Source organism: Aquitalea sp. S1-19, assembly GCF_024343515.1.
The window spans coordinates 1-6,068 of the sequence record NZ_RJTZ01000148.1 but is presented as its reverse complement, the minus strand read 5'-3'; the positions used below and the strand labels follow the sequence as shown (position 1 = coordinate 6,068).

8 protein-coding genes are annotated in these 6,068 nt (G+C 60.9%); all 8 read left to right on the top strand.

What is annotated here, in order from left to right; translation table 11 throughout:
* A partial coding sequence (locus tag EGI20_RS15955; protein WP_498632649.1) for a UDP binding domain-containing protein occupies positions 1-438 on the top strand: 438 nt, incomplete at its 5' end.
* A gap of 2 nt (positions 439-440) precedes the next feature.
* Positions 441-1,499: a Gfo/Idh/MocA family protein gene (locus EGI20_RS15950; RefSeq protein ID WP_498632648.1), complete on the top strand. Its 1,059-nt coding sequence runs from the start codon at positions 441-443 to the stop codon at positions 1,497-1,499.
* A 6-nt stretch (positions 1,500-1,505) separates the two neighbouring features.
* Positions 1,506-2,129: a LysE family translocator gene (locus tag EGI20_RS15945; protein WP_498632647.1), complete on the top strand. Its 624-nt coding sequence runs from the start codon at positions 1,506-1,508 to the stop codon at positions 2,127-2,129.
* A 29-nt stretch (positions 2,130-2,158) separates the two neighbouring features.
* Positions 2,159-2,725 carry an acyltransferase gene (locus EGI20_RS15940; RefSeq protein WP_498632645.1) on the top strand — a complete coding sequence of 189 codons (567 nt, stop codon included), beginning with the start codon at positions 2,159-2,161 and terminating at the stop codon, positions 2,723-2,725.
* Between the two features lie 60 nt (positions 2,726-2,785).
* A complete protein-coding gene (locus tag EGI20_RS15935) occupies positions 2,786-3,883 on the top strand; it encodes a DegT/DnrJ/EryC1/StrS family aminotransferase (protein WP_498632644.1) in 1,098 nt (365 codons plus the stop codon).
* 3 nt (positions 3,884-3,886) lie between these two features.
* Complete coding sequence (locus EGI20_RS15930; RefSeq protein WP_498632643.1) at positions 3,887-5,158, top strand: lipopolysaccharide biosynthesis protein; 1,272 nt, start codon at positions 3,887-3,889, stop codon at positions 5,156-5,158.
* Positions 5,155-5,730 (top strand): acyltransferase, encoded by a 576-nt coding sequence (locus EGI20_RS15925; RefSeq protein WP_498632525.1) that lies wholly within the window; start codon positions 5,155-5,157, stop codon positions 5,728-5,730. The genes EGI20_RS15930 and EGI20_RS15925 overlap by 4 nt, the downstream gene beginning before the upstream one ends.
* The coding region (locus tag EGI20_RS15920) for a glycosyltransferase (protein WP_498632641.1) at positions 5,720-6,068 on the top strand (349 nt) is incomplete at its 3' end. The genes EGI20_RS15925 and EGI20_RS15920, both read left to right, overlap by 11 nt.

The following is a 6,068-nucleotide window of genomic DNA, read 5'->3' as shown; positions in this document are numbered from 1 at the left end:
ACCCGCTTTATCGAGCTGGCCGGCGAAGTGAACTCCGGCATGCCGGACTGGGTGGTAGCCAAGGTGGCCTCCGCGCTCAATAGCCGCAAAAAGGCGATCAATGGCAGCCGCGTGCTGGTGCTGGGCATTGCCTACAAGAAAAACGTCGACGATATGCGCGAAAGCCCATCGGTGTTCCTGATGGAAAAACTGCGCGATCTGGGCGCCGAGATCAGCTACAGCGACCCGCATGTGCCGGTATTCCCCAAGATGCGCGAGCACCACTTCGAGCTCTCCAGCGTAACGCTGACGCCGGAAGTTGTTGCCGGCTACGACTGCGTGCTGCTGGCGACCGATCATGACCGTTTCGACTACGCCATGCTCAAGGAACACGCCCAGCTGATTATCGACAGTCGCGGCAAGTTCCTCGACCCCGCCGACCATATCGTCAAGGCCTGATCATGCACGCATACGAAACCATTACCGATCGCAAGATCCGTTTTGCCCTGGTTGGCTGCGGCCGCATTGCGCAAAACCATTTTGCTTCGCTGGAACAGCACGCCGACAGGGCCGAGATCGTCGATGTGTGCGATATCCGCCCCGAGGCGCTGCAAGCGGCCGTGACGCGCACCGGCGCGCGCGGCCATGCCGATTTGAAAAGCCTGCTCTCCAGCAGCAATGCCGACATCGTCATTCTGACCACACCGTCCGGCCTGCATCCGGCGCAGAGCATAGACTGCTCGGAAGCCGGTTTTCACGTGATGACCGAAAAGCCGATGGCGACGCGCTGGGAAGACGGCCTGGAGATGGTGAAAGCCGCCGACAAGGCCGGCAAGCGCATGTTCGTGGTCAAGCAGAACCGCCGCAACGCCACCTTGCAACTGCTCAAGCGCGCGATGCAGGAAAAGCGTTTCGGCCGTATCTATATGGTCAACGTCAATGTGTTCTGGACCCGTCCGCAGGACTACTACGACTCCGCCGCCTGGCGCGGCACCTGGGAGTTCGACGGCGGTGCGTTCATGAACCAGGCCAGCCATTACGTCGATTTGCTGGACTGGCTGATCGGCCCGGTCGAAAGCGTACAGGCCTATACCGCTACGCTGGCGCGCAATATCGAGGTGGAAGATACCGGTACGGTCAGCGTCAAGTGGCGCTCGGGCGCGCTGGGCAGCATGAACGTCACCATGCTCACCTATCCGAAAAATATGGAAGGCTCGATCACCATTCTGGGCGAGAAAGGCTCGGTGCGCGTCGGTGGTCTGGCAGTCAATGAAATCCAGCACTGGGAGTTCGACACGCCGCATGCGATGGATAGCGAGATTAGCGATGTCAGCTATGCCACCACCAGCGTCTATGGCTTCGGCCACCCGCTTTATTACGACAACGTGATCAAGGTCATGCGCGGCGAAGCCGAGCCGGAAACCGATGGCCGTGAAGGCCTGAAGTCGTTGGAACTGTTGATCGCCATGTATCTGTCGGCGCGCGATGGCCGCCGCGTCAGCCTGCCACTGGATTATTAAGCGGTGATGGACGGCGCAACACTAGGCTTGTTCCTGCTCGCTTGCGTCGTGCTGGCGGCGACGCCGGGGCCGGATATGTTGCTGATCAGCTCCCGCAGTTTGAGTCAGGGGCCGGCCGCCGGCTTTGTCACCCTGCTGGGTATCCAGTTGGGCACCTATTGCCATGCGCTGGCGGTGGCGCTGGGCTTGTCGCAACTGGTGCTGGCGGTACCGCTGGCGTTTGAAGTGGTGAAGTTCTCCGGCGCGGCTTATTTGCTGTTTCTGGCTTACAAGGCGATACGCGCACCGGCAGATGCAGCCGGCGGTGGCTGCGAAGCGGTGCGTTATGGTTTGCCGCGCCTGTTTGCGCAGGGCTTGCTGACCAATTTGCTCAACCCCAAGATGGCGCTGTTCATGCTGGCCTTGCTGCCGCAGTTCCTGTCTTTCTCGGATGGCTATGTGGTAGGGCAGGCCTTGCTGCTGACCAGCCTGCTCAATGGCGTGGGGTTGGTGGTGAACGGCATGGTGATTTTATTGGCCGGGCGCTTGCGCCAGCGCTTTGCCGCGTCCACCGGTCGTCGCTGGCCGCAGTATTTGCTGGGTTCGGTGTTTGCCACGCTGGCACTGCGTCTGGCTTTAAGCGAGCGTTAGGCTCGCGTGATTGCTGAATAAGGTTGTTTATGACTGCCACTATCCACTCCACCGCCATCGTCGACGACGGTGCGCAAATCGGTGACGACACCCGCGTCTGGCACTGGGTGCATATCTCTTCCGGTGCCCGCATCGGTGCGCGCTGCTCGTTCGGGCAGAATGTGTTTGTCGCGGGCGATGTGCTGATTGGCGACAACGTCAAGGTACAGAACAATGTGTCCATCTACGATGCGGTCACGCTGGAAGACGATGTGTTCTGCGGCCCATCCATGGTGTTCACCAATGTGAACAATCCGCGCAGCCATGTCAGCCGCAAGCATGAATACCGCCGCACCGTGGTGAAAAAGGGCGCGACCATAGGCGCCAACGCCACTATCGTTTGTGGTCACACGATAGGCGAGTATGCCTTTATCGGTGCCGGTGCCGTGGTGACGCGCGACGTGCAGGCGTATGCGCTGATGGTCGGTACGCCGGCCAAGCGCATAGGCTGGATGTGCCAGTGCGGCGAGCGTCTGGACAGTACGCTGGGCGAACATGCGTGTGCCGCATGCCACTCGCGCTACCTGATCAGCGGCAATAGCTGCACGCCCGTTTAGTTGATTTTTGCGTGGCGGCCATCTTTCTGCTGCCATGCGCTGCCAAATATAAGTGAGTGTATGTCCATCCAGTTTATCGACCTCAAAGCGCAGTACCAGCATCTCAAGAGCGACATCGATGCGCGCATCCATGGGGTGCTTGATCACGGTCAGTACATCATGGGGCCGGAAGTCGCCGAGCTCGAAGCGGGGCTGGCAACTTACGTCGGCGTCAAGCACGCCATCGGCGTATGCGACGGCACGGCGGCACTGCAAATTGCGCTGATGGCGCTGGGCATCCAGCCCGGCGACGAGGTGATTACCACCCCGTTCACCTTTATTGCGACCGGTGAAATGATTGCATTGATGGGCGCCAAGCCGGTATTCGTCGATATCGACCCCGTCAGCTACAACCTAGACCCTGCCTTGATCGAGGCTGCGATCACGCCGCGTACCCGCGCCATCATGCCGGTCAGCCTGTATGGCCAGTGTGCCGATTTCGCCGCCATCAACGCCATTGCCGAAAAACATGGCATCGCGGTGATCGAAGATGGCGCGCAGAGCTTCGGCGCCAGCCAGCACGGCAAGCGCTCGGGCAATTTATCGACCATAGGCTGCACCAGTTTCTTCCCGTCCAAGCCTTTGGGCTGCTACGGCGATGGCGGGGCGTGTTTTACCAACGACGATGCGCTTGCCAAGAAAATGCGCGAAATCCGCATTCACGGGCAGGACAGGCGCTACCACCATCCGGTGATCGGCATCAACGGCCGCCTCGATACCATCCAGGCGGCGGTGCTGCTGGCCAAGCTGCCCAGCTTCCCAGACGAAGTCGAGGCGCGCGCCCGCATCGGTGCCCGCTACAGTGAACTGCTGCAGGATGTCGCGCGCGTGCCGGTGATAGGTGCAGGCAATACCCATGTCTATGCGCAGTACACCATCGAAGTCGACAGCCGCGAGGCGGTGCAGGCCAGCTTGAAAGAAGCGGGCGTGCCTACGGCCGTGCATTATCCGATTCCGCTGCATCTGCAGCCGGCCTTTGCCTATCTGGGGCAAGGTGCAGGTAGCTTCCCGCTGGCCGAAGCGGCGGGCAAGCGCGTGATGAGCCTGCCCATGCATCCGTTTATGGATGAGGCAACGCAGGACACGGTGGTGGCGGCCGTCAAGCGGGCGCTGGGCTAAGCCGTGTTGCGATTGCGCCTGAAGGCGCTGACGGCGGGCGACTTTGCACGCAATGTGATGACGCTGGCCGGCGGTGCTGCCATTGCGCAGTTTTTGCCGCTGGCGGCATCGCCGCTGTTGACGCGTCTGTATACGCCGGCCGAGTTCGGCATACTGGCCATTTATGTGGCCTGGCTGTCCAATCTCGCGGTGTTGATGACCGGGCGCTACGATATGGCCATTGTGTTGCCGGACGACGAGCAGCGGGCCGCCAATCTGATGGGGCTATCTTTGTGGCTGTCGCTGGCCTTGTCGCTGTTGGTGTTGCTGGCGGTGTTGGCCGGACATCACGAGCTGTCAGCGCTGGCGCAGGCACCGGCCTTGTCCGATTTGCTATTGTGGCTGCCGCTGTCCTTGCTCTTGGCTGGGGGCATGCAGGCATGGAATAGCTGGAATAACCGCCATCAGCGTTACCGCGCCAATGCTGGCGGGCGCATGGCGCTGGCGCTGGGCATGACTGCGACCCAGCTGGGCGCCGGTTTTGCCGGTCTGGGCGCGCTAGGTCTGGTGCTGGGGCAACTGGTCGGGCAGGGCGCATCACTCGTGGTGCAAGCGTGGCACGATATCCGCCACCGTTTTGGCTGGCGTCAGGACGTCAGCCAGCCGGGCATGCGCGAGGTGGCCCGCGTGTACAGCGAGTTTCCGCGCATCAATGCGCCGCATGCCTTTATCGGCGCCTTGCAGGACACGCTTGCGGTGACCTTGCTGACGCTATTGTCAGGCTCGGTCACGGTCGGCTTATATGGACTGATGATGCGGGTGCTGAAGATGCCGGCGGCGCTGGTGGGGCAGGCGGTGGCGCAAGTGGCCTACCGCGATATGGCAGCGGCCAAGAACCGGGGCGAATCGTTATTGCCCTATCTTAACAAGACGCTGGTCATTTTATCGGCGCTGGCCTTGCCGCCGTTTTTCGTCATCATGTTGTGGGGCGATAGCCTGTTTGCCTGGGTGTTCGGCGAAGACTGGCGCATGGCCGGCAACTACGCGCGCGCCCTGTCGCCCTATATCCTGTTTCACTTTGTCGCCTCGCCCTTGGGCATGGTGCCGCTGGTGATTAACCGTCAGCGTACCGCTTTTGCCTTTACCGTCGCCGGCAGCGCCTTGTTCCTGAGCGCGCTATGGGGCGGTTTTGTTTTCTGGCAGGACGTGAGCGCCGCTTTTGCGTTAGTCTCGGTAGTCATGACACTCTATTTCTCCTGTTACTTTGTCTGGTTATGGCGGGCGGTGCGGCCATGAGACTATGGGATAGCCTGCGTTTTCGCCTGTCCGGTCTGATCGGCCCGCGCATGGTGCTGGGCCTGACGCGCAGCGACGGCGTGCGCCTGCGCCGGGTGCGCATCTCCAATATGACCCGCATCGAGCACCCGCATAAGCTGCAGCTGGAAGACAATGTCTTTATCGGCCATTTCAATATGATCGATGCCTCCGGCGGGCTGTATATCGGCGAGGGCTGCCAGATTACCAACTATGTTTCGCTGCTGACCCATTCCAGCCACGATACCGTGCGCTTGTATGGTGCGGCCTATCTCGACCACCAGAACCATGTAGGCTATCTGAAAAAGCCGTCGGTGATCGGCGACTACAGCTTTATTGGTCCGCATACGCTGTTGATGCCGGGGGTGCGTCTGGGCAAGGGCACGCTGGTGTCGGCCTATTCACGGGTGGATGCCGGGGAGTATCCCGACTTTGCCATTCTCGCCGGCAATCCGGCGCAGATCGTGGGCGATACCCGTAAACGTGATGCCGAATTTTTGGCCTCCCATCCCGAACTGCAACCTTTGTACAAGGCCTGGGCCGATGAAAATTAAACGTTTGCTGCTGGTTGGCTCGGCCTCGGTGCATACCTGGCGCTATCTCGAGGGCATCGCCCCGCATGTGGGGGAAATCTGGCTGGCGACCAATGCCGAGGTGCCCGAAGGGCGCCGCCCGGCTAATCTCGCTGGCGTGCTGCGTGTCGATTTCCGTTTTTCCTCGTTTTCGGCGGTAGGCAAGCTGCGTGGCTGGATGAAATCGGTCAAGCCGGATGTCGTGCATATCCATCAGGCCAATAGCGTGGCCTGGCATGCTACGCGCGCCGCGCGCGGCCTGAATATCCCGCTGATGCTGACGACCTGGGGTTCGGATGTGCTGCTGCTGCCGGAGGGCA